Annotated in this window: 18 protein-coding genes; 13 read left to right on the top strand and 5 right to left on the bottom strand. The window is 60.5% G+C overall.

Features of this window, described 5'->3' with window-relative positions; genetic code table 11:
• From FJ320_07730 to FJ320_07740, 3 genes are all read left to right on the top strand, one after another.
• On the top strand, positions 1-1743 hold a 1743-nt coding region (locus FJ320_07730), incomplete at its 5' end, for a penicillin acylase family protein (GenBank protein MBM3925860.1).
• Positions 1744-1977: 234 nt separating this feature from the next.
• Positions 1978-2823, top strand: coding sequence for a TIGR03619 family F420-dependent LLM class oxidoreductase (locus FJ320_07735; protein MBM3925861.1), 846 nt, complete (start codon positions 1978-1980; stop codon positions 2821-2823).
• A gap of 395 nt (positions 2824-3218) precedes the next feature.
• Positions 3219-4064, top strand: coding sequence for an LLM class F420-dependent oxidoreductase (locus FJ320_07740; GenBank protein ID MBM3925862.1), 846 nt, complete (start codon positions 3219-3221; stop codon positions 4062-4064).
• Between the two features lie 291 nt (positions 4065-4355).
• Here the strand turns inward: FJ320_07740 and FJ320_07745 are convergent, their stop codons facing one another.
• On the bottom strand, positions 4356-5108 hold the full coding sequence (locus tag FJ320_07745) for a sulfite exporter TauE/SafE family protein (protein MBM3925863.1): 753 nt from the start codon (positions 5106-5108) through the stop codon (positions 4356-4358).
• A gap of 279 nt (positions 5109-5387) precedes the next feature.
• Here FJ320_07745 and FJ320_07750 point away from each other — a divergent pair, with 279 nt between their 5' ends.
• The 5 genes from FJ320_07750 (at position 5388) to FJ320_07770 (ending at position 11362) form a co-directional block, all read left to right on the top strand.
• Positions 5388-6374: an NAD(P)H-quinone oxidoreductase gene (locus FJ320_07750; protein ID MBM3925864.1), complete on the top strand. Its 987-nt coding sequence runs from the start codon at positions 5388-5390 to the stop codon at positions 6372-6374.
• A gap of 592 nt (positions 6375-6966) precedes the next feature.
• On the top strand, positions 6967-8664 hold the full coding sequence (gene ilvB / locus FJ320_07755) for a biosynthetic-type acetolactate synthase large subunit (protein MBM3925865.1): 1698 nt from the start codon (positions 6967-6969) through the stop codon (positions 8662-8664).
• On the top strand, positions 8654-9184 hold the full coding sequence (gene ilvN, locus FJ320_07760; GenBank protein ID MBM3925866.1) for an acetolactate synthase small subunit: 531 nt from the start codon (positions 8654-8656) through the stop codon (positions 9182-9184). The genes ilvB and ilvN overlap by 11 nt, the downstream gene beginning before the upstream one ends.
• A gap of 290 nt (positions 9185-9474) precedes the next feature.
• A complete protein-coding gene (gene ilvC / locus FJ320_07765; GenBank protein MBM3925867.1) occupies positions 9475-10473 on the top strand; it encodes a ketol-acid reductoisomerase in 999 nt (332 codons plus the stop codon).
• A gap of 334 nt (positions 10474-10807) precedes the next feature.
• A complete protein-coding gene (locus FJ320_07770) occupies positions 10808-11362 on the top strand; it encodes a hypothetical protein (protein ID MBM3925868.1) in 555 nt (184 codons plus the stop codon).
• Between the two features lie 366 nt (positions 11363-11728).
• Here FJ320_07770 and FJ320_07775 read toward each other — a convergent pair whose 3' ends face one another.
• Positions 11729-12655, bottom strand: a complete 927-nt coding sequence (locus FJ320_07775; protein ID MBM3925869.1) for an inositol monophosphatase — start codon at positions 12653-12655, stop codon at positions 11729-11731.
• Between the two features lie 375 nt (positions 12656-13030).
• Positions 13031-13915, bottom strand: a complete 885-nt coding sequence (gene metF / locus FJ320_07780; protein ID MBM3925870.1) for a methylenetetrahydrofolate reductase [NAD(P)H] — start codon at positions 13913-13915, stop codon at positions 13031-13033.
• Between the two features lie 454 nt (positions 13916-14369).
• Between metF and ggt the strand changes: the two genes are divergently transcribed.
• The 5 genes from ggt to FJ320_07805 all read left to right on the top strand — a co-directional run bounded on the left by ggt (position 14370) and on the right by FJ320_07805 (position 19685).
• Complete coding sequence (gene ggt / locus FJ320_07785; GenBank protein MBM3925871.1) at positions 14370-15965, top strand: gamma-glutamyltransferase; 1596 nt, start codon at positions 14370-14372, stop codon at positions 15963-15965.
• A gap of 270 nt (positions 15966-16235) precedes the next feature.
• A complete protein-coding gene (locus FJ320_07790) occupies positions 16236-16916 on the top strand; it encodes an SDR family NAD(P)-dependent oxidoreductase (GenBank protein ID MBM3925872.1) in 681 nt (226 codons plus the stop codon).
• Positions 16917-17049: 133 nt separating this feature from the next.
• Positions 17050-17370 carry a hypothetical protein gene (locus tag FJ320_07795; GenBank protein MBM3925873.1) on the top strand — a complete coding sequence of 107 codons (321 nt, stop codon included), beginning with the start codon at positions 17050-17052 and terminating at the stop codon, positions 17368-17370.
• A gap of 316 nt (positions 17371-17686) precedes the next feature.
• Complete coding sequence (locus FJ320_07800) at positions 17687-18736, top strand: dihydrodipicolinate synthase family protein (GenBank protein MBM3925874.1); 1050 nt, start codon at positions 17687-17689, stop codon at positions 18734-18736.
• A 337-nt stretch (positions 18737-19073) separates the two neighbouring features.
• Positions 19074-19685, top strand: coding sequence for an NAD(P)H-dependent oxidoreductase (locus FJ320_07805; GenBank protein MBM3925875.1), 612 nt, complete (start codon positions 19074-19076; stop codon positions 19683-19685).
• A 79-nt stretch (positions 19686-19764) separates the two neighbouring features.
• Here the strand turns inward: FJ320_07805 and FJ320_07810 are convergent, their stop codons facing one another.
• Positions 19765-21534, bottom strand: a complete 1770-nt coding sequence (locus tag FJ320_07810; GenBank protein MBM3925876.1) for an ABC transporter substrate-binding protein — start codon at positions 21532-21534, stop codon at positions 19765-19767.
• A gap of 453 nt (positions 21535-21987) precedes the next feature.
• Complete coding sequence (locus tag FJ320_07815; protein MBM3925877.1) at positions 21988-22458, bottom strand: metallophosphoesterase family protein; 471 nt, start codon at positions 22456-22458, stop codon at positions 21988-21990.
• Positions 22459-22504: the final 46 nt, after the last annotated feature.

Raw genomic sequence — 22504 nt, forward strand, 5'->3', positions numbered from 1 at the left:
CTCCCCCCCGGCTCCGAGTACAAAGGCCCCCTCCTAAACGCCATCAAGGACTTCGAGCGCGCCGCCGCTGCCGCCGATCCCCTCAAAGAGGTCGACATGGGCAGCAACAACTGGGCCGTCTCCGGCGACCGCACCGCTACCGGCAAGCCCCTCCTGGCCGGCGACCCCCATCGCGGCCTCGATACCCCCAACGTCTACTACCAGAACCACCTTGCCTGCCCCGACTTTGACGCCGTCGGCTGCTCCTTCCCCGGCGTCCCGGGCCTCCAGCACTTCGGCCACAACGCCTACGTCTGCTGGGGCGTCACCCACGCCGGCGCCGACTACCAGGACTTATTCATCGAACGCTTCGACAAAGCCAACCCCTCCTACTACGAGTTCAAGGGCCAGCTGCAACGCGCCCAGGTCTTTCACGAGGTCGTCAAGGTCAAAGGCGGCAAACCCGTACCAATCGATGTTACCGTCACCCACCACGGCCCCATTATCGCCGGCGACCCGGCCAAAGGCGTCGCCATCGCCTTCCGCTACACCCAGACCGCCGGCCCTAACCGCCAGGCCGAGGCCCTGCTATCGATGCTCAAGGCCCGCTCCACCCACGAGCTGGACCAGGCTATGCGTCACTGGGTCGACCCCGGCAACAACTTCCTCATGGCTGATGTCCACGGCAACATCGCCTACCTCACCCGCGGCAAAGTCCCCGTCCGCAACCTCGCCAACGCCTGGCTCCCCGTCCCGGGCTGGACCGGCGAGCACGAGTGGAAGGGCTACATCCCCTTCGAGGAGATGCCTCGTTCTCACAATCCTAAAGAGGGCTACATCGTCACCGCCAACCAGAAAATCGTCAGCGACGACTACCCCTACTACATCGCCCTTGACCACTCCCCGGACTTCCGCGCCCGCCGCATCACCATCCGCCTCACCGCCCTCAAAAAGGCTACCCTCGACCAGGTCGCCGCCATCCACGCCGAGCGCACCTCCATCCCCGCCCAGGCCCACCTGAAGGCCCTCAAAAAGGTCAAGCCCAAGGACGCCCTGTCGAAACAAGCCCTGGACATCCTCCTGGCCTGGAACGCCTCCATGGAGCGCGACGCCCCGGCCCCCCTAATCTACTCCGCCTACCGACTCCGCCTGGACAAGGCCATCCTCCTCCACCTCCTGGGCCCCATGCTCGACGATGCCCTGGCCGAAAGCGGCCGAGGCGGCCCTGTCCACGTCGGTCGCCTCCGCGCCCACTTCATCAAGCTCCTGGACTCCCGCGACACGTCCATGCTCCCCCCTCAGGCCACCTGGCCCGGCCTCATGTCGCAAGCCCTTGCCGAAGCCCTCCAGGACCTCAAGTCCCAACTCGGCCCCGACATGAAAAAGTGGACCTGGGGCAAAGTCCACCACACCGTCCCCAAGCACCCCCTCACCGCCGCCCACCCTGACCTGGCGGCCCTCCTGAATCCTCCTCAAATGCGCATGAGCGGCGACGGCGACGTGCCCCAGAACACCACCTGGTCCACCGGCCAGCCCTACACCATCTCCTCCACCGCCGTCCACCGCTACGCCTACGACCTGTCCGACTGGAACAACAGCAAATGGATTGTCCCCCTGGGCGCCTCCGGCCACCCCGGCTCCCCCCACTTCGCCGACCAGGCCCCCTTCTGGTCCGAAATCGACTACATCCCCATGCTCTATGACTGGAAGCGCATCTCCAAATCCCCCGCATCTCACCAGTCCCTGAATCCCAAGAAGTCTTGAACACTCACGCTGGATTAGAATGAGTCACAACACCACAACCGACCCCAGTCATACTGAGCTGTGCGAAGGATCTATGTCCACCACCAGTCTTATGTACGGCTCTTCCCCAATACTTTCCTCTCCCTTGATGGGAGAGGATTAAGGTGAGGGTGAAACACTAGCGCTACATCACGAGCAACAAGGCTACACTCCGTCACTTCCTCCACCAATCAACTCCCCAAAGGAGACCTCCCCATGTCCATCGGAATAATAATCCCCCTCCCGGCTTACCACCTTGACCCCGCCTTCCTGGCGGAAAAAGCCGAAAACCTCGGCTTCGACTCCATCTGGTGCGGCGAGCACCCCATCCTCCCCGTCCACTCCACCAGCCGCTTCCCCGGCTCCCCCGACGGCGTCATCCCCTGGACCTACGCCCACTTCGTCGACCCCTTCATGGCCCTCGCCCGCGCCTCAGGCGCCACCAAACGAATCAAACTCGGCACCGCCATAACCCTCATCACCGAGCGAAACCCCCTCATCCTCGCCAAAGAGTCCGCTACCCTGGACCACTTCTCCGGCGGCCGGCTCATCCTCGGCATCGGCACCGGCTGGCACAAAGAAGAGACCGAAATCATGGGCGGCGACTTCGACCATCGATGGACCCAGGCCAAAGAAGCCGTCGATGTCCTCAAAAAGCTCTGGACCAACGACGCCGTCGAGCACCACGGCAAGTACTACGACTTCCCGCCCATCAAGTCCTACCCCAAGCCAAAACAGCAGCCTCACCCACCCATCCTCCTGGGCGGCATGGCCCCTAACGTCCTCAAGCGCGTCGTCGCCTACGCCGACGGCTGGCTCCCCAACCGCCTCACCATCGACGAAGTCAAGCAAAAGCGCCACGAGCTTGACGTCCTCGCTGAAGGCGCCGGCCGCGACCCCTCCACCCTCACCATCACCGTCCACGCCCCCGGCTTCGACCCAAGCCTCGTTAAGTCCTACCTCAAAAACGGCGCCTCCCGCGTCACCCTTCGCGCCCCCTCCGTCACCAGCGAAAAAGCCGCCGGCCAGGAGCTAGAAAAATTCGCAAAAGCCCTCCTTTAGGTGTCCCGTCATTCCGACCGAAGTGGAGGAATCTCAACATTACGCTCAATGCTACGTCTCCTTTATCGCCGCCGAGCCACGTTTTGTCATTCTGAGCAAAGTCCGTACCCGGACGTAGTCGAAGCCTGTCCTGAGCCTGGTCGAAGGGAATCTGTTATGACTATTCCTTGGCTCCGCATAAACATCGCCACATTTCGATACGAAGGCTTTAAAAAAATTTCCTCTCCCCTTGTGGGAGAGGACTATGGAACACCTTAATTCCCATATAATCGTGACATCCCGATGCTAATCGGGAAGGTGAGGGGTAAACCCTAGAGGCACAATCCTTTATCACTGCCACCTCCCACGCTGCGAATCATCCCTTCTCCTCAGGTTAGCACCAGAAAGAGGCCCACTTGCACATCGGCATCAACATTCCCGTCCCCACCTACTGGGTCGACCCTGCCTTCATCGCCGAAAAGGCTGAAAGCCTCGGCCTCGAGTCCCTCTGGGCCGCCGAACACCCCATCATGCCCGTCCACATCGCCACCCGCTTCTACGGCTCCGCCGACGGCGCCGTCCCGCCCACCATGCCCCACTACGCCGACCCCTTCATCCTCTTCGCCCGCGCCTCCGCTGTCACCAAACGGATAAAACTCGGCACCAGCATCTGCCTCGTCCCAGAACGCAACCCCCTCGTCCTCGCCAAGGAAGTCGCCACCCTCGACTACTTCTCGCGAGGCCGCTTCATCTTCGGCGTCGGCGCGGGATGGCTGCGCGAGGAGACGGAAATCATGGGCGGCGACTTCGACCATCGATGGTCCCAGGTCCGCGAGGCCATCGCGGTCATGAAGAAGCTCTGGACCAGCGACGCCGCCGAGCACCACGGCAAGTACTATAACTTTCCGCCCGTCAAGTCCTATCCGAAACCCTTCCAGAAGCCCCACCCGCCCATCCTCCTGGGCGGCATGGCCCCTAACGTCCTCCACCGCGCTGTCGCCTACGCCGACGGCTGGCTCCCCGACAAACTCACCCCCGACCAGCTAAAGCAAAGGCGCTACGAACTCGATAAGCTCGCCGAAGCCGCTGGCCGAGACCCCCGCTCCCTCACCATCACCATCTACGGCCAGCCCCCTGACCGCGACCTCATCAACGCCTGGCGCGCCGCCGGCGCCGACCGCGTCATGGTCCGCAACCAGCCCCTCAAGTCCGAAAAGGAAATGGGGGAGCAGATGGAACGCTTCGCCAAAGCCGTCCTCTAGCCCACACCTTCCCTCTCGTCATTCCGGCCTCTGCCGGAATCCAGTGCCTCCCCAGAGCGGTGAGTAGAGTAGGGCGGCCTCGTCATTCCGAGTCTTTTAGCCGAAGAATCGAGGAATCTCAACGCCCCGTCGGCCACCATCACGCAATATTTGACCTCCCAGACCCTCCCCTTTGTCATCCTGAGCGTCAGCGAAGGACCTAATGGCCGTGCCTGTTACCACATTCTTTTCTTACCTACAACGCCCACATCCTTTTGTAGGGGCGCGGTCGCCGCGCCCTTCCCTTTCTCCCTACACCATCCCCCAGACCTCCCTCCCTAGCACCCCCGCGCTCGTCGCCAGCAGCGTCGCCATCACCAGCCGGCGGAACATCTCCTCATCAATCCGCCCGATAAACCGCTGCGCCGTAAACGTCCCCACCAGCAGCGACGGCATGAACACCGCCGCGCTCTTCACCTCCTCCGCCCCCAGCAGCCCAAAGGCCGCGTGCGCAGCCAGCGTCGTCGACGCCGTCACCAGGAAAAAGCTCGCCAGCATCGCGCGAGTCTTGTCCCTGCCCCATCGCTGGTTCAGCGCGAAAAGCGCCATCACCGGCCCTCCCAGCGACAGCCCGGCGTTCAAAAAGTTGAACACCGCCCCCACCGGCACCGCCGCCACCCGCTCCCGACGAAACGTCGGAAACGTCCGAGTCACCGCCATCACCGCCGTCACGATGACCACACTCGCCAGTACCAAACTCAGCGCCCGACCCTCCACATTCGACACCAGCGCCACACCTGCGGGCAATCCTATGGCCCCTCCCACCACCAGCGCCCCCAGCATCCCCTTGTCCACGTGCCCCCATGACCTCGCCGACATCACCAGGAATAACAGCCCCGTCAACATCAGGTTCATCTCCACCACCAGCCGAGGCTCCAGGAAAATCAAAAAGAACGGCGTCATCGCCATCGCGAACCCAAACGCCACAATCCCCACCGCCGTGCTGACCGCCAGCACCAGCGCCTGAAGAAGAATAAACTCGGCGACGCTGAATTCCAAAATCATGGCAAACTCGCCCTAGAGTACCAGTTTTATCCCTTCGAGCGCAGTGCACCACTGGTGGAAATAGTCCGCGATTCCGGTTTGTGCGGGACTTAGGTTCGTTCAGAATAATCGAGCTTCTCTTTTTAACCTTCTCCCCCTTGATGGGGGAGAACAGAAGAGAGGGTGAAACCCTGCCACCAAGAACTCGCTCAATAAAACCTCATACCTCAGCGGGACGTTTTCCGACCCAATGCCCACCTCGGAATTGACACCCCTGCCTCCTTCCCCCAAAATCCCCCCATGCGCGCCGCCGTCATCGTTAAACCTACCGGCCCCGACGGCCTCCGACTCCAGGACGAGCCCGACCCCCTCCTCGGCCCCGAAGACCTCCTCGTCGACGTCAAAGCCACCGCCCTCAATCGCGCCGACCTCTCGCAAGTCCAGGGCAACTATCCCGCCCCCGCCGGCGTCCGTAACGACATCCCCGGCCTCGAAATGTCCGGCGTCGTCCTCAAAGTCGGCCCTCGCGCCTTCGGCTTCAAGGAAGGCGACCGCGTTTTCGCCCTCCTCAGCGGCGGCGGCTACGCCTCCCGCGTCGCCCTTCACCACCGCATGGCCCTTCCCATCTCCCCCAACCTCGACTTCCGCCAGGCCGCCGCCGTCCCCGAGGTCTTCTTCACCGCCTTCGACGCACTCTTTAACCACTGCAACCTCAAAATGGGCGAGTCCGCCCTTATCCACGCTGGCGGCAGCGGCGTCGGCACCGCCGCCATCCAGCTCGCCAAACGCGCCGGCGCCTTCACCTTCGCTACCCTCGGCTCCGACGATAAGCTAGCCAAGGCCAAGGCCCTCGGCCTCGACGTCGGCATCAACTACAACACCCACGATTTCGCCCAGGTCATCAAAGAGCGCACCCAGGGCCGAGGTGTCGACGTCATTCTCGACGTCATCGGCGCCCCCTACTGGACTCGAAACCTAACCTCCCTCGCCGTCCAGGGCCGAATGGTCATCGTCGGCACCCTCGGCGGCGGCGACCTCCCCAACGCCGACCTGCGGCAGCTTATGCCCAAGCGACTTCAGGTCAAAGGCACCGTCCTCCGCGCCCGGCCCCTGGAAGAAAAAATCGCCCTAACCCGCCAGTTCGACAAACACGTCCTCCCCCACCTGGCCTCCGGCGCCATCAAGCCCGTCATCGACCGCGTCTTCCCCCTCTCCCACGCCCCCGACGCCCTAAAATACATGTCCACCAACGCCAACTTCGGCAAAATCGTCCTCTCCATTGACTAGATAGACAACTATTATCTCGTCAAACGAAACGTGAAATGTCATTATGAGTGTAGTCCTTCTGTACTCGGAAGGACGCAGTCGAAGAATCTGTTCCCACTGTGGCCAAGGCTACGCCATCCACCTAGACGATGCGAACACTCACGTAGGGGCTAGGTCACCTCGCCCACTTCCCCCTTTGAATTTTTCAGATTCTCCTTTACGAAACCCGTCTTGACGATTTCCCTTTTCTGCCCTATACTCCCTCTTTGTTGAATTTTGAACGCGATGAAGGGGCATGTAGCGGTTTCCTCAGCCATAGGGAGTCGGGGGTAAAGTGGAAACCCCGGCGCACAGAGAAACCGTGAAGGTCACCCCGGAGCGGCCGGCCTGAAAGCCGATTTATCGGCTCTAGGGTCGGACGGGTCGCCCGTTAAAGCAGTCTTAAAGCCCTGGCCGCTTGTAGGCCCGGGAAATAAGGGTGGTACCACGGATAAAGCCCGTCCCTTCCAGGAGACGGGCTTTATTATTTTGTTAACCAATCCCTTGTCTCAGTCGTATAAGTTTAATAGGCGGAAAGTCTAAAAATAGAAAGGCAGCAGCCCGGGAGGCCCTTATGAAAATGACAGGCGCGCAGATAGTCTTCGAGTCCCTCACCCGCGAGGGCGTCAACGTCATTTTCGGCATTCCAGGCGGCGCCATTCTCCCCCTCTACCAGACCCTCCCCGAATATCCCAACCTCCGACACATCCTCACCCGCCACGAGCAGGGCGCCGCCCACGCCGCCGACGGCTACGCACGAGTCACCGGCAAGGTCGGCGTCGCCTTCGGCACCTCCGGCCCCGGCGCCACCAACCTGGTCACCGGCATCGCCTGCGCCCAGATGGACTCCATCCCCACCGTCTTCATCACCGGCCAGGTGGGCCGCGCCGCCATCGGCAAGGACGCCTTCCAGGAGACGGACATCGCCGGCATCACCCTCCCCATCACCAAGCACAACTACCTGGTCATGAACGCCTCCGAAATCGCCTACACCATCAAAGAGGCCTTCTACCTCGCCCGCACCGGCCGCCCCGGCCCTGTCCTGGTGGACATCCCCAAGGACGTCTTCGTCGAGCAGGCTGAGTTCGAATACCCCGAGACCGTCGACCTGCCCCACTACAACGTCCAGCCCGCCATCAAGACCGAAGCCTTGAAGCAGGCCGCGGCGCTTATCAAGGACGCCAAGCGGCCCCTCATCCTGGCAGGCCACGGCGTCATTATCTCCCACGCCTACAACGAGCTTCGCGAGCTGGCCGAAAAGACCGGCATCCCCGTTATCACCACCCTCCTGGGCATCTCCTCCTTCCCCAGCAATCACCCCCTCTGCGTCGGCATGCCCGGTATGCACGGCATGGCCTACGCCAGCCTCGCTATCGACGAGGCCGACTTGCTTCTAGGCCTCGGTATGCGCTTCGACGACCGCGTCACCGGCGACCTCAAGACCTTCGCCCCCAACGCCAAAATCATCCACGTGGAAGTCGACCCCTCGGAAATCAACAAGAATAAGCACGCCACCGTCCCCCTGGTCGGCGACCTCAAGACCGTCCTGCAAAAGCTCCTGCCCCACGTCCAGCCCAAAACTCACCCCGACTGGGTCAAGCGCATCGATGTGCTGAAGAAGGAGCATCCCCCTGTTCGCTCCATCGCCGCCAACGGCATGAGGCCACAAGCCATTCTCCAAACGCTGTCTAAGGAGACCAAAGGCCAGCACGTCATTGTCACCGGCGTCGGCCAGCACCAGATGTGGGCCGCCCAGCACTCCACCTTCGTCAACCCCAACAGCTTCATCACCTCCGGCGGCCTCGGGGCCATGGGCTTCGAAGTCCCCGCCGCCATGGGCGCCCAGGTGGGCCGCCCCGACGCCACCGTCTGGTCCATCTGCGGCGACGGCGGCTTCCAGATGACCATGTCGGAGCTGGCCACCATCGTGGAAAACAATATCCCGGTCAAGTTCGCCATCTTCAACAACGGCTTCCTGGGCATGGTGAGACAGTGGCAGGACATCTTCTACAAAAAGAGCTACGTCGCCACCAACTATACCCGCAACCCGGACTTCGTGAAGCTGGCCGAGGCCTTCGGCATGCCCGGACGCCGCGTCGCCCGACAGGAGGACGTCCTCCCCGCCATCCGGGAGGCCATGGCTCACAACGGCCCCATGCTCCTCGACTTCATGATCCCCCAGGAAGAGAACGTCTTCCCCTTCATACCCGCCGGGCAGAGCACCGCCCAGTTGATGGAAGAACCCGTGGAGGACCTGGCCCATGGCGGCTGAATATAAGACCATCGTTTCCCTCGTCCGAGACCGGCCCGGCGTCCTCACCCGCATCGCCAGCATGTTCCGACGGCGCAACTTCAACATCATCAGCCTCGCCGTCGGCCAGTCCGAGACCAAGGGCCTATCCCGAATGACCTTCGTCGTTGACGGCGACGACGCTACCATCGACCAGGTCATCAAGCAGCTCCGCAAGCTCATCGACGTGGTCTCTGTGGAGCCTATAGGCGATAGGACTATGGTCGCCCGCGAGCTGGCCCTCATCCGGGTCACCGCCACCTCGGCCACCCGCTCGGAAATCACCCAGATCGCCGAAATCTTCCGCGCCAACGTCATCGACGTCGCCCCCGACTCCCTCATCATCGAAGTCACCGGTGACGAGGACAAGGTCCAGTCCCTCAAAAGCCTCCTGGAGTCCTTCGGCGTCCGCGAAATGATCCGCACCGGCCGAGTCGCCATGGAGCGCGGCCTCGCCCTGGACTCCCGCCGCAACGGCAAGACCACAATTCCTCAAGCCTAAGTTTTGTACTAAAATGTCCCTCGGCATATTAATCTCATCCCAATACGCCAACATATCTAGAACTCGAACCACTCGGGGCAGACCCCACCTCTCAAACGGGGGGTGTGAAATGTCTCCTCAGGTACCCCTTCTTCTCCTATTGCAAAGGAGAAGAAGGGGTTAGGGGATGATGAGGTGATCCTATTTTTCTCTTCCCCTTCCAGCAGGAAGGGGCCAGGGGATGGTATCCCGACTAAAAACAAGATTCGCGATTGAGTAGCCAAGTTCAAGAAAAGAGAAGGAGCCTCCCAATGGCAAAAATGTACTACGAAACCGACGCCGACCTCTCATACCTAAAAGATAAGACCGTCGGCATCATCGGCTACGGCAGCCAGGGCCACGCCCACGCCCTCAACCTCAAAGACAGCGGCGTCAACGTCGTCGTCGGCCTCTACGACGGCAGCCCCAGCATCGACAAGGCCAAGGCCGCCGGCCTCGACGTCATGTCCGTATCCAACGCCGCCAAAAACGCCGACCTCATTACCATGCTCATCCCGGACACCAAGCAGTCCAAGGTCTTCAAAGAGGAAATCCAGCCCCACCTCCGCAAGGGCAAGACCCTCATGTTCGCCCACGGCTTCAACATCCACTTCAAGGCCCTGGTGCCCCCCGCTAACATAGACGTCTCCATGGTCGCGCCCAAGGCCCCCGGCCATCGAATGCGTGAAGTCTTCACCAAAGGCTCCGGCGTACCCTGCCTCCTGGCTATCCACCAGAACGTCTCCGGCAAGGCCAAAGAGGTCGCCCTGGCCTACGCCAAGGGAGTGGGCGGCACCCGCGCCGGCGTCCTGGAGACCACCTTCAAAGAGGAGACCGAGACCGACCTCTTCGGCGAGCAGGCCGTCCTCTGCGGCGGCATCACCCAGCTTATCAAGTACGGCTTCGAGACCCTTACCGAGGCCGGCTACCAGCCCGAGTCCGCGTATTTCGAGGTCCTCCACGAGATGAAGCTTATCGTCGACCTTATGTACCAGGGCGGCATGGGCTACATGCGCTACTCTATCAGCGACACCGCTGAGTACGGCGACTACACCCGCGGCCCCCAGGTCGTCGACGCCCACGTCAAAGAGAACATGAAGAAGACCCTGAAGGCCATCCAGGACGGCAGCTTCGCCAAAGAGTGGATCACCGAAAACGACGAGGGCATGCCTCGCTTCAAGCGCCTCCGCAAGGAAAACGCCGACCACTCCATCGAAAAAGTTGGCGCCGAACTCCGCGCTATGATGCCCTGGCTCAAACAGCAGGTCTAGCCGCCTAAGCTAGCTCGATTACTTGGCTGAGCACCGAGTAACGGCCTAGGATGCTGGTCAAGACGTCTTCATCTCCCGGGAGTGATATTCTTACCTCTGCTCGGCGGGGTGAACAGGCGAGGGTGTGGTTCTCCCCCTTAGGCCTGGAAGGCGAAGGGGGAGTTAGAGGGGGTTGTGGTGTATCATTTTCCTTGCCCTTCCTGAAAGGAAGGGGACACAGGGGATGGTGGCCCCGCTTAAATTAACGCCACATGCTAAAATAACGCCCATGAACACCACCCCCATACCCGTCATCGTCTGGTACGATTACATCTGACCCTGGTGCTACGTCGGCCTGGAACGGCTCGACAAGCTAGCCCTAGAATACAACATCTCCATCACCGGCCGCGCCTTCTTTCTCCGACCCGACATCCCCGAAGAAGGCCGCGTCCGCGACCCGCGACCCGGTGAGGAGGACGGCCAGCTCGCCGAGCCCCTCCGCACCTACGCCCAGCAAGCTGGCCTCGTCATGCGGCGGCCCAGCCTCACCCCCTACACCATGTACTCCCAGGAAGCCACCCAGTACGCCCAGGAACACGGCAAGTTCAACGAATTCCATCACGCCGCCTACAAGGCCCTCTGGACCGACGGCAAAAATCTCGCCGATTTCCAGATCCTTAAGGAAATCACCGAATCCTGCGGCCTCGACTGGCCTGAGCTAGAGCAACGCCTTAAGTCCGGCCACTACCGAGGCATCATCCAGGCCCAACACCAGGAAGCCCTGGACCTCGGCGTCCACGCCATCCCCAGCTTCCTCATCGGCAAGTACGTCTTCTCCGGCGCCCACCCCTACGACTTCTTCAAACGCGTCACAGAAAAAGTCCTGGCGGAGCAGCAGGTCAGTCAGTAAAGAGTACGCCCAACCCTTTTCACATGGGCCCAGGGGCTATCATCGGTGAGGTCAACCCCCCCTTGTCGCTCGTAAGCCACTTTTCGACGCCGAGGGGCCGCCTCTTATCTCCTCTGGTACTCCCCCTTCGGCCTGGAAGAGCCTGTCCCGAGTATCCCTCGAGGGACGAAGGGGGAGCTAGACGCTGTCCTGAGTATGTCGAAGGAGGGGGTTCTGGTGTCTTTTTTCTCTTCCCCTTCCAGCAGGCTGTACTCAGTCCCGATGCAGTCGGGAAAGGGGCCAGGGGATGGTATTCTGATTAAAGACATGGATCGAGTCAATCAGCCGCGCTTGGATTGATTAGGGCGCCCGTCCCACGGCGACCCCCTAAGAAAACATCCGCCTCATCCACCGGCTCGCCGCCAGCTCCACCCTCGTCCTCGGCGACATGTGGCTGGTCACAAATTCCGCCATCCCTTCGCCCCCAAAAAACCAGCTGGTCCGCCACTTCTTCAACTCCGACAGCCCCAGCGGCCTGCCCTCCCCATCAACAAACCCCTCGAAGGGCCTCCACCCTCGCCCATCCCTCCCCGACCTGAACCGCACCACACCTCCCGCCTCCCGCACCAGCACAATCCCGCCCGACACATCCCACACCCACGGACTGCTGTATACCGCGTACTGCACCACGCCGCTGGCCGTCATCGCCACCTCGTACGCCACGCTTCCCGGGCTTCGCAGTTCCCCCACCTTCCCCTTGTACCCCTTCTTCATCCTGAAGTGCTGCGCGAAGGCGCGAGGGAACACCGTTATCCGACCCTTCTCTGGGCTCGACGACGTCACCACGCTAATCGGCTCCTCGTCCCTGAAGGCGCCGCCGCCCGTCCGTGCGTGGTACACGCACCCCTGCGCGCTGGTGGCCGACGGCAGGAAAATGCACCCCACCGCAGGCCGCCCCCGGTACAGCACCCCCACTGACACCGCGAAAATCGGCAGCCCGTTCAGAAAATTCACCGTGCCGTCCAGCGGGTCGATGACCCACACATAGTCGGACTGCTTCGCCTCCACCTGCGACCCTTCTTCCGCCAGTATCGCGTGGTCCGGGTACGCCTTGAGGATCGCCTCTTTTAAGAACGACTCGCTGTGCTTGTCGGCGTCGGTGACCGGGTTGGTGCCGTCCTTGGACTTGTACTGAATATCCAGCGGCTTCTGAAAATGCTCTAAAAGGATCGCCCCCGCCTTCCGCGTTATCCCCATAGCGAAGGACTCGATGTCCTTCAATTGCTGGTCGTTGGTCTGCAAAATCAGTGTCATAAAAGTCCTAAACCAAATGTAGCACCCACACACTAATGTGAGCAACCAATCCAAATACCTACTCAAACACAATCAAAGGATCGTGGTATATAAAAACGAAAACAAATTGTCATTCTGAGACGCAGTCGAAGAATCTAATCGCCGTGTCCGCTGCCACACTTTATTTTGGTAGCCGCAAGTCCAATCCACTCCTCCCTTCCCTGCTTCCTGCGGTCTAACGCCTTAATCCATATGGAATGAGACCCCGATAGGATCGGGAGGGAAGGATAAAGGTGGATAAAGGTATGGAGTGCCATCCAATCTAGTCCTCTCCCCTTGAAGGGGAGAGTTAGGGGGTCGGGGAAGGGCTGGGTGGGCGTTCTAGTCACTGCCCTCCTATCCCACCTTCGGCCACCCCAAGTTCGTCAGTATCTTCGTAATCGAATAGCTCCGATTCAGCGCGTAAAAATGTATCCCCTCCACCCCCTGGGACACCAGGTCCTCCACCTGCCGCGTCGCATACTCAATCCCAAACTCCCGCGCCGCGTTATCGTCGTCGACGTACTTCTCCAACCGCGCGTTCAACCCCTCCGGTATGCTCGTCCCGCACAGCGCCGTGAACCGCCGTATCTGCGACGTGCTTAGAATCGGCAGCACTCCCGCCAGCACCGGCGCCCCTATCCCCTTCTTCCTAAACCTCTCCACCATGTTGTAAAAATAGCTGTTGTCATAGAAAAGCTGCGTTATCAAAAAGTCCGCGCCAAGGTCCACCTTTCGCTTGATATGCTCCAGGTCCCTGTCCCAACTCTCCGACTCCAAATGCGCCTCCGGATAGCACGCCGCCGCGATGCCAAACGGAAAGTTGCTCTTGATATGCTCAATCAGCTCGCTAGCGTGGCTGTAACCCCCCTCCACTGGCACAAACGTCGCCTGCCCGCGAGGCGGGTCCCCCCGCAGCGCGATGACGTTCTTTATCCCCGCCTCCTCGTAGCGCACCAGGACGTTGTGCACCTCCTCCCGCGTCTGCCCCACGCACGTCAGGTGCGCCATGGCCACCAGCTTCATCTCCCGCGCCACCTTCACCACTATCTCCTCTGTGAGAGCGCGGGTGGTCCCTCCAGCCCCATAAGTAACAGATACAAAGTCCGGCCCAAACGACTTCAACCCATCGACAGCCTTGAATACCGACGGCACGCCTTCCACCGCCTTCGGCGGATAAAACTCAAAAGACAGCGTCCGTTTCTTTCTCAGCGTCTCCCTAATTTTTACCTGCGGTACGATTTAAGGCCTCCAAAATCACCCTGGATATGCCACACGCAACCGAGGATTCCTCCCATTTCCTTTTATTTCCTCTCCCTTGATGGGAGAGGATTAAGGTGAGGGTGAAACCCTAGCTCAACGTTCCGTCCGTCAGGCGAGACTACTTACCACTAGCCTCCCTTTCCTCTCCTTGCTTCTTACGAGAAAGAGTCGGAAAGAAAGCCTAGCCTTCCCAGTCTGTTCGACCCTGTGCGTATTGTAACATCCGTCTCACACCAATCCTGGCATCTCAACATCCGTTGCTTAATAATTCTCCATTTCCCAGCTACCTAACTCTGCGCCACAAGGCCACCAACAAGCCTATGCCGCACCGTTCACGGTGCGGTAGGGAAACCACAACCCCCTCCCTCCCTCCCTTTCCCCCGCTCCCACCCCTGTGGCATAATCGCCCCACCAACCACCACAGAGGTCAGCCATGCAATTCAACTCCCGCCGTTCCCCCGTCCTGGCCAGAAACGGCATCGTCTCCACCAGCCAGCCCCTGGCCGCCATGGCCGGCCTCCGCATCCTCATGAACGGCGGCAACGCTGTCGACGCCGCCGTGGCCGCCGCCGCCGCCCTCAACGTCGTCGAGCCCATGTCCACCGGCATCGGCGGCGACCTCTTCGCCCTCCTCTGGAGCGCCAAAGACAAAAAGGTCACCGCCCTCAACGCCTCCGGCCGCGCCCCCGCCGCCGCCAATATAGACGAGCTCCGCAAGAAGGGCTGGACCTCCATTCCCGCTACCTCCCCCTACGGCGTCACCGTTCCCGGCGCCGTCGACGGCTGGCACACCCTCGTCACCCAGAAAGGCTCCATGCCCCTCGCCGATGTCCTCGCTCCCGCTATCGAGTACGCCGAAAAGGGCTACCCCGTCTCCCCTATCATCGCCCAGGGCTGGGCCGACGGCTTCCCCAAGCTGGCCGCCCACGCCTCCGGCTCCGAGCTTATGTACAAGGGCCAGCCCCCCCGCACCGGCCAGGTCATGAAATTGCCCGAGCTGGCAAAATCCCTCCGCCTCATCGCCGAGGGTGGCCGCGACGCTTTCTACAAAGGCCCCATCGCCCAGAAAATCTCTTCCTACATCCAGGAAAAGGGCGGCTGGCTCACCCCCAAAGATTTCGCCGACAACCGCCCAGACTGGGACCAGCCTATCACCGCCGACTACCGAGGCGTCACCGTCTGGGAGTGCCCTCCCAACGGCCAGGGCCTCAACGCCCTCATGGCCCTCAACATAGCTGAGGGTTTCGACATCGCGTCCATGGGCCACCAGTCCGCCGCGACCTACCATCACCTCATCGAGTCCATGCGCGTCGCCTACTCCAACGGTCTCCGCTACATCGCCGACCCCCGCAAGACCAAAGTCCCCCTCAAGACCCTCCTCTCCAGGGAGTACGCGACCACCCGACGCGCCTTCATCTCCCCCCACAAGGCCATCGACCGCATCGCCTACGACCCCAACATCCGCGACTCCGACACCATCTACTGCACCGCCGTCGACGGCCACGGCAACGCCTGCTCCCTCATCAACAGCCTCTACCAGGGCTTCGGCACCGGCCTCGTCGCCCCCACCACCGGCATCGCCCTTCAGAATCGGGGCATCTCCTTCGCCCTCGACGCCTCCCATCCCAATTCCCTGGCCCCCGGCAAACGCCCCTTCCACACCATCATCCCCGGCATGGCCACCCGCGGCGGCGACCTCTGGCTATCCTTCGGCGTCATGGGCGGCTTCCAGCAGGCCCAGGGCCACCTCCAGGTCATAGTCAATATGGTCGACTTCGGCCTCGACCCCCAATCCGCCCTGGACTCCCGCCGCTTCAACGTCAACAACGACGGCTCCACCTCCCTGGAGCAGGACGTGTCGTCCGATGTCATCGACGCCCTCCGCCGCATGGGCCACCGCATCACCGACTACAGCGGCGCCGACGACGTCTTCTACGGCGGCGGCCAGATCATCGCCCGCGACCCCAACACCGGCGTCCTCACCGCCGGCTCCGACCCCCGCAAAGACGGCTGCGCCCTCGGCTGGTAATGCCTACACGTCATTTCGAGCGAAGTCGAGAAATCTCAACATGCCGTCCGCCACCATTACGCCACATCACACCAACCACGCCTCCCCTAACCCCTTCCCATCTGGTCCTCCCCCTTCGGCCTGGAAGGCGAAGGGGGAGTTAGAGGGGGTTGTGGTGTATTTTTATTCTTTCCCTCTTCTAAGAAAGGAGAAGAGGGACTAAGGGTGATGAGGTCGCCCCGAATAAAGCCGACACCCCGTTATTAACACCACCCAAAGGAGAAAAACCCCATGCCCCTCACAGGCAAAATAGTCCTCGTCACCGGCGCCAGCGACACCCCCGGCGCCCAAATCGCCATCGCCCTCGCCAGAGCCGGCGCTAAAGTCGCCGTCGAAGGCCTCGCCACCGTCCAGGAAAAAGTCCTCCGCACCGTCGAAAAGTTCGGCGGCGACGCCCTCCCCGTCCGAGGCAACGTCGTCAACGAGTCCGACGTCAACCACGTCCTCTCCAACGTCGAGGCCATCTTCGGGCCTGTCGACATCCTCGTCAACGCCTCTGGCGTCCGCCTCTCCAAGCCCGTCGCCGACATGACCCCCGCCGACTGGGACAAAGTCGTCGGCAGCAAGGCCCGCGCCGCCTTCATGTGCTCCCGCGCCGTCCTCCCGGCCATGAAGAAAAAGGGTAGCGGCCACATCATCTCCTACGCCGCCTCCCAGTCCCTCCACGGCGAGCCTGGCCGCGCCGCCCTCTGCGCCTCCGAAAACGCCCTCGTCGGCTTCAACAACGCCCTCATCCGCGAGTTATCGGGCAGCGGCATCAAAGTCTCCCTGGTCACCGCCGCCGGCGCCCTCCAGGGCGAAGACGCCCCCGACTCCAAAGGCATGGACCCCGAAGAAATCGCCCGCGCCGTCGTCACCCTCGCCTCCCAGGACGGCAAAGCCTCCAGCTCCCACCTCATAGTCCGCCCCTGAGCAACTAGCCTTTCCCACCGTAAAGGCTCAGGGAGAGATTTGGTATAATCGCCGGGTTGTACTCCAAAGGTTTTTGTTTTTGATTGAATCATTGAGAGAAGCATACCTACTTTCATAATTCTAGGAGTAAGTAGTGAAAGACAAGAATTTCTCAGAAATAAGGGGCCTGACATATCGCTATATCAAGGATAGAGCATGCCTATGTTTTCGGTGTGAGCAGTGTAAAGATGTCATATCTAAAGCCTCTGAGGCCCTAATTATAGAATACGAAGGGGATTCAGCCGCGTCTGTTGTTCATAAGGTATGCAACCAAGTTTTACAGGCCAATAGAGTAGGCTCTCAACTGTCCGAGGAACTGGACACAGCTTTGGCCTACTTACTAGAAAATTCAGGTGTGGACAATATGGAATTAAAAAATGCTAGATTGAGGGCCAGAAGCTTGCTTGAGGTCTAAGGACTATAACGTTGGGAGGTTCCTAAATGCCCATATGGATTCCATTTCGAATCATCCCTATAACGATTATGGCTATAGCCTTATTGTTCACTATTTTGCTTATTCCAATAATATTTATTGTAGGGCTTATTGACCCAATCCTTCACCCCAAACGTTTTATGAGAGACTTGCAAAAAAGTGTCAGAGGAGAAAGTCCTACATCTGACGGCAAATAAACAATCTATAGTTGTGCCCGCTTAGCGCATCCTACCGCTGCTTGTTCGTGACACGAGTCCAAATCTCTACATTTCGCTATCATTCCCACTTCTCCCTCTTGATGGGGGAGAAAAGAAGAGAGGGTGAAACATTGGCTCCACGCCCCGTCCGTCAGGCTAAACCTACCTTCCTCAGCCTTCCCTCTCGTTCTCCCACCATCCCAAAACTCCATAAAGGAGCCCCACCCATGAAAGACACCTTCGCCGGCATGCACTGGATGCTCGCCACCCCCTTCAACGACGACGAGTCCCTTGACCTCCCCTCCGTCAAAAAACTCGTGGACAAGGCCGCCGAAAGCGGCTGCGTCGGCGTCGTCGCCCTCGGCGAGATGGGCGAATGGCGCCGCCTCTCGGACTATGAACGAAACCAGGTCCTTGACGCCGTCATGGCCGCCGCGGGCAAACGGCTCCTCGTCACCGTCGGCACTACTGCCACCGGCACCCTCGTCGGCGTCCAGCGCGCCAAAGAAGCGGCAAAAGCCGGCGCCGCTGCTGTCATGGTCTCGCCGCCGCCCTTCGCCAAGCCCAACCCCGCCGCCGTCCAGGCCTTCTACCAGCGCGTCGCCGGCGCCATCACCATCCCCCTCGTCGTCCAGGACTTCCCCCAGACCTCCGGAGTCCACATGTCCCCCCAGTTCATCGCCGACCTCGCCAAAGCCATCCCAGGCTTCAAATATCTCAAGCTCGAAGACCCTCCCACACCTCCCAAAATCAGCCGCATCAAGGAGCTCACCGGCGACCGCCTTGGCATCTTCGGCGGCCTCGGTGGTGTCTTTTTGCTCGACGAGCTCCGGCGAGGCGGCATCGGCGCCATGACCGGCTTCGCCTACCCCGAGGCCCTCGTCGAAATCATCCGCCTCTCCTTCGCCGGCGATGACAAAAAGGCTGCTGAACTCTTCAACAAATATCTGCCCCTCATCCTCTACGAAGGCCAGGACGGCATCGGCCTCAGCATCCGCAAGGAAGCCATTAAAGGTCGAGGCCTCATGGCCTCCGCCCGCGCCCGGCACCCCGCCCCCGCCATCGACGACGCCTCCCGCCGTGAGCTAACCCACCTCATCCAGTCCCTCCGCCCGGACCTCATCAAACCCGCCGCCGCCACAAAACCCTGACCTGGGCCTCTAAGTCTAACCGTCATTCCAGCGGAAGCTGGAATCCAGTCTAGGTGCGGCTATATTGTCATCCTTCGTCCTTCGGGTGAAGCACGAAGGGTCTATCCCCAAAGCCAACCCCTAAGTTCGCCACCTTGCGGGCTTTGCAGAAGCCCCCACCCACCCCAAAAGACTAGTCCCCTTTTTACCCCATTTGACCAATGATTCCACAGGCCCCTGTTATACCCTGGAACTAAGCCTCTTAATTTCGCCATATCGCACCCTCCATCTCACACTTCCATCGCCCATCAGCGGCGACTGAACATCATCGGCCCACATCCAGAAAGGCAGGAATACAATGCAAAACAACACCATAAAAGTCCTCGGCATCTCCGGCAGCCTCCGGCGCAACTCCTACAACAAGGCCCTCCTGCGAGCCGCCCAGCACCTCGCCCCCAACGGCATGGGCATAGACATCTACGATAACCTTGGCTCCATCCCGCCCTACAACGAGGACGTGCAAAACGACTCCTTCCCCGACGTTGTCAACGAGTTTAAAGACCGTATCCGCGCCGCCGATGGCATCCTCATCGTCACCCCTGAATACAACTACGGCATCCCTGGCGTCCTCAAAAACGCCATTGACTGGGCCAGCCGCCCCTACGGCGACTCTGCCTGGGAAGGTAAAACCCTGGCCATCATGGGCGCGTCCACGGGCCAGGGCGGCTCTGTCCGCGCCCAGATTCAGCTTCGGCACGCCGCCGTGTTTCTCAACATGTTCCCCCTCAACCGGCCCGAGGTTCTGGTCGCCAACGCCAAGGATAAGTTTGACGACAACCTCAACCTCACCGACGCCGCCGCACGCCAGTTTATCCGCCAGGAGCTCGAAGCCTTCGTCCAGTGGATCGAGCGCTTGCGCCTGGGCCAGAATGAGGTCGAACGCGTCATGGAGCGGCCTCGCGCTGTTTAACCGTCTCTACTACTTCGGTAATACAGAGCGGGCTGCGCGTCGTGCGCAGCCCGCTCCAAACCATCAACTCTTGCTCCCCTTACTTCGCCGCTAACTCAATAAACTCCAGGTGCGAGTAAATCCCCGTTACCGTCCCGGTGAACGAATAGTTTCCTATGACCTTGGGATTCACCGCCACCTCCGTGAATAGCCAGTACATAGGTATCTCCGCGAACTGCGCAAACTTGTGCTCGCCTATCTCCTTTAGCAGCTTGGACCTCTCGGACTTGTCTATCACCGAGTCCAGCCTGGTCAGCCGCTCGTCGATATAGGCGTCCTCATACACGTGCGCCACTGAGTTCGCGGTCTTGTTGTAAATCTTCAGGTAGTCGATGACGAGTATCCGCCCTCCCGACTGCGCCCACGCCGCCCCCTTCATCTCGCGCTTCCTGTATTTGTCCCGCACTTCCGCGAACTCCACCTCTTTTATGGTTGGCTTCAACCCTATGGCCTTCCACTGGTTTGAAATCGACTCGCTTATGTCCTTAAGCTCCGGCAGTTGCACGTTCCTGTAGATGTACTGCGTGAACTCAAACCCGTTGGGATAGCCTGCCTGGGTCAGCAGCTCCTTGGCCTTGGTGGGATTATAGCCGTAGCTCCCCTCAAACTTTCCATCCCATTCCGAGTTGTACACTCCCGGCCAGACCACCCCGTCAAGCTGCGTGTGGTAGCCCACCACGCGCAGCGGGTCCGTCCTCCCCTGCAGAAGGTTGTCGCTGATCTCCTTCCTGTTTATAGCCATGCTCATGGCCTGCCGCACCTCTTTTTTCACAAAGGGCGCGTTGGCGTCAAACAGCTCCGGCGAGGTGTAGTACTGGCCTCCCAGGTTTATCCACAGCTGCACCGACGGCAGTTTGCTCCTCACCACCGACATCCCCTTGTCCTGCACGTCCTTCTGCAAGCTCCTGGGCACGCCCGCGATTTGCGCCTCCCCCGACAGTATGGCCGCCATCCTGGTCAGGTCCTCCGGCATCCACCTGAACTGCAGCTCTTTGTACTCCGGCGTCTTCCGCCAGTGGTTATCCACCCTTTTGTACAGGACGTGCTGGTTCACTACCCGCTCCACAAACTGGAACGGCTCCGTCCCTACCACCGCCTTGGAATACAGGTCCTTCCCGCCCGAGTCCCACCTGGCCTTGCTCTCCATCACCAGGTCTTGCGTTATCGAAATCGTGTCGAAGAATTCCGGCGCCACCACTCCCAGGTGTATCGCCACCTGGTTGTCGTTGACAATCTCAATCTTCTGCGACACCTTGCTGCCCGCCGACTCTATAGTTTCCTGCGCCCCAATCCCCATCCAGCCCCGCCACGTCCCCGCGCTGCTCTGTATCGACTCCGGCTGCGTCAGCAGGAAGACAGCATTCCGCACGTCCTTGGCCCCAAAGGTCCCCCACGCCGGCTCGTGGAACTTTATCCCCTGCCGGAGGTTTATCGTCCAGCTCTTCCCGTCCGGGGACGTCTCCCACTTCTCCGCCAGCTCCGGTATGTACTCCCCTGTATTCCTGTTGCTGCCGACTAGAAACTCCAGCGCCGGCATCTTATCGATTTGGCTGGTGCGCCCTTGCATCCAGGTTAAATTCGTGTCGTAACCCGTCGGCGCAGCCGCTATCACCAGTCTGTTTAGTTCCACCTTCGCCGCCTGGGTAGGCGTGCGTGTCGCCGTGGCTTGCGCCGTCGCTGTCACGCCGGGCGCCGACGTGCCCGTCGGCGTCTCATCCTCCCCGCACGCCAGGATAAACGCGACTGCGGCAACAATCATGACAAGCAGTAAATGGGCTTTGAAAACCTTGGACGCTGCGCGATAAGCCATGGATAACACTCTCTGTTAATCTTTGCGACCACTGAAGCTGTGCTTTCGAGGCCATACCTTAGCCATTAACTATCCATGCGTGCAAGTCCTCACAAGTCCTGACAAAAGCCGAAAAGCCACCGTCTTTGCCAACAAATTTATCCACTGCGGCTGCTGGTGCCAGTAAATCATCTTGTCGCGCGACGGTAAATCTGTATTTTTGCTGAAGTTTCGCTCCCGCTCTAAATAGCCCTCAAACACAATCCAGTGCGTTTTTCAATGCCGATCGAGGATTGTGACTCATGAAAAGAGGCGCAAATGTCATTCCGAGCGGAGTGCCGATGTACTCCTCGGGACGCAGCCGAGGAATCTGTTATGACTGCCGCCTACCTTGGCGTCTCACTGACACACCTCGCGATTCTCCCCCATCACTCCCGATAAACGTACAAAGCCCTCAATATCAGTCGTATCCCCCTACAACACCACCACCTCCGCCCTCACCTCCCCGCCCACAACCTCCAGCACCCCCACCGACGGCACCGTGTTAAACCTTCGCTTGCCCGCCGCCCCGGGGTTAAAAAACAAAATCCCATCCCGGTACTGCACTAGCGCGTAGTGGCTGTGCCCGAACACCACCACGTCCAGCCCTCGACCCCTAAACTCCGCCGGCGCCTCCTCCCCCTTCTTCGATAGCGACACCTCGTGCCGCACCAGCACGCGTTTGCCGCCCAGCGCCACCTCCACCTCCTCCGCCAGTCGCGACGTCGGCCCCACCCTGTCGTTATTCCCCCGCACCGCCGTCACCGGCGCTATCCCCTCCAACCCCTTCATCACCTCGGCGCTGCAAATATCCCCCGCCACCAAAATATGCGAAACCCCTCGCAGAACCCCCACAACCCGAGGGTTCAAATACCCATGCGTATCTGCTACAACTCCTATTCGCATAAAGGACATCTTAACACCGCCTGCCGTCATTGGCCCCATCCTTGAC

Source organism: SAR202 cluster bacterium, assembly GCA_016872285.1.
In the GTDB taxonomy this organism is placed as follows: domain Bacteria; phylum Chloroflexota; class Dehalococcoidia; order Lucifugimonadales.

Excerpts from the sequence above, each read along its gene's own strand:
- FJ320_07735 (MBM3925861.1), top strand. The coding sequence starts at position 1,978 with ATGTCCATCGGAATAATAATCCCCCTCCCGGCTTACCACCTTGACCCC.
- FJ320_07745 (MBM3925863.1), bottom strand. The coding sequence starts at position 5,108 with ATGATTTTGGAATTCAGCGTCGCCGAGTTTATTCTTCTTCAGGCGCTG.
- FJ320_07750 (MBM3925864.1), top strand. The coding sequence starts at position 5,388 with ATGCGCGCCGCCGTCATCGTTAAACCTACCGGCCCCGACGGCCTCCGA.
- ilvB (MBM3925865.1), top strand. The coding sequence starts at position 6,967 with ATGAAAATGACAGGCGCGCAGATAGTCTTCGAGTCCCTCACCCGCGAG.
- ilvN (MBM3925866.1), top strand. The coding sequence starts at position 8,654 with ATGGCGGCTGAATATAAGACCATCGTTTCCCTCGTCCGAGACCGGCCC.
- ilvC (MBM3925867.1), top strand. The coding sequence starts at position 9,475 with ATGGCAAAAATGTACTACGAAACCGACGCCGACCTCTCATACCTAAAA.
- FJ320_07775 (MBM3925869.1), bottom strand. The coding sequence starts at position 12,655 with ATGACACTGATTTTGCAGACCAACGACCAGCAATTGAAGGACATCGAG.
- ggt (MBM3925871.1), top strand. The coding sequence starts at position 14,370 with ATGCAATTCAACTCCCGCCGTTCCCCCGTCCTGGCCAGAAACGGCATC.
- FJ320_07790 (MBM3925872.1), top strand. The coding sequence starts at position 16,236 with ATGCCCCTCACAGGCAAAATAGTCCTCGTCACCGGCGCCAGCGACACC.
- FJ320_07800 (MBM3925874.1), top strand. The coding sequence starts at position 17,687 with ATGGGGGAGAAAAGAAGAGAGGGTGAAACATTGGCTCCACGCCCCGTC.
- FJ320_07805 (MBM3925875.1), top strand. The coding sequence starts at position 19,074 with ATGCAAAACAACACCATAAAAGTCCTCGGCATCTCCGGCAGCCTCCGG.
- FJ320_07810 (MBM3925876.1), bottom strand. The coding sequence starts at position 21,534 with ATGGCTTATCGCGCAGCGTCCAAGGTTTTCAAAGCCCATTTACTGCTT.
- FJ320_07815 (MBM3925877.1), bottom strand. The coding sequence starts at position 22,458 with ATGCGAATAGGAGTTGTAGCAGATACGCATGGGTATTTGAACCCTCGG.